At 26.9% G+C, this 1,469-nt stretch carries 2 pseudogenes; both read left to right on the plus strand.

What is annotated here, in order from left to right:
• Positions 1–64: 64 nt before the first annotated feature.
• A pseudogene (locus tag ACYVEA_RS34410) lies at positions 65–415 on the plus strand (cupredoxin domain-containing protein); the annotation flags it as partial.
• A 169-nt stretch (positions 416–584) separates the two neighbouring features.
• Positions 585–1,469 (plus strand): annotated as a pseudogene (locus ACYVEA_RS34415) (complex I subunit 1 family protein); the annotation flags it as partial.

Raw genomic sequence — 1,469 nt, forward strand, 5'->3', positions numbered from 1 at the left:
AGTTATTGATCCTGCTTTAGTTATATATGGTGAAGGTCATCAATGATACTGAAGCTATCAATATCCAGATTTTATAAATACAGATGAAGAAACAGTTGAGTATGATTCATATATAATACCAGAAAGTGATTTAGAACTAGGTCAATTAAGATTATTAGAAGTAGATAATAGAGTAATAATACCAGAATTAACTCACACAAGATTTGTAGTGGCTGGTGCAGATGTTATACACTCTTATGCTTGTCCATCATTAGCTATTAAATGTGATGCTTATCCCGGGAGATTAAACCAATCATCTGTATATTTAAATAGAGAGGGAACATTTTACGGTCAATGTTCAGAGATTTGTGGAATTTTACACAGTTCTATGCCTATAGCAATACAATCCACTTCTTTACCTAAGTTTTTATTTTGATTGTACGATCAAATTGAAGGCTAATAAAAATTTAATATGTATATGCTAATAAACTTTTATAATTAAACATTTTATTTATAAGTAAATAATTTTAAATTATTTAATATATATATATAATACAGTGTAAATGTATATAATATTAAGATAAATATAATAAATAAGAAAAAAAATGTATATATTTATATCTATTATTGAAGTTATTTTAGTAGTGGTACCAGCTTTATTAGTGGTAGCTTTTACTACTATAGCAGAAAGAAAAACAATGGCAAGTATGCAACGTAGATTAGGTCCAAATATAGTAGGATATTATGGTTTATTACAAGCATTTGCTGACGCATTAAAATTATTATTGAAAGAATATGTAGGTCCTACACAAGCAAATCTAATACTATTCTTTTTAGGTCCAATAATAACATTAACATTTTCATTATTAGGTTATGCAGTTATACCATATGGACCCGGTTTATCTATAGGAGATTTAGGTTTAGGTATATTATATATGTTGGCTGTATCATCTCTATCTACATATGGTATATTATTAGCAGGTTGATCTGCTAATTCTAAATATGCTTTTTTAGGTTCATTAAGAAGTACAGCTCAATTAATTAGCTATGAACTAATACTTAGTTCAGCTATATTATTAGTAGTTTTATTAACAGGTAGTTTAAATTTAACTGTTAATATGGAAGCACAAAGAGCTATTTGATTTATATTACCTTTATTTCCTATATTCATAATATTTTTCATAGGTTCTGTAGCTGAAACTAATAGAGCTCCCTTTGATTTAGCAGAAGCAGAATCTGAATTAGTTAGTGGATTTATGACAGAGCACGCTGCTGTCGTATTTGTATTCTTTTTCTTAGCAGAATATGGTAGTATTGTTTTAATGTGTATATTAACAAGTATATTGTTCATAGGAGGATATTTATTTATAGGTAGTTCTCTGATAAATTTAACTTTATACTTATCTGGTACTAATTTTATAATCAATAGTATAATAAACAGTCCAATATTAGAAGGTTTATTATATGGTTTAAGTTTAGGAATAAAAAGT

The sequence above is a fragment of the Spirosoma jeollabukense genome (assembly GCF_054777855.1).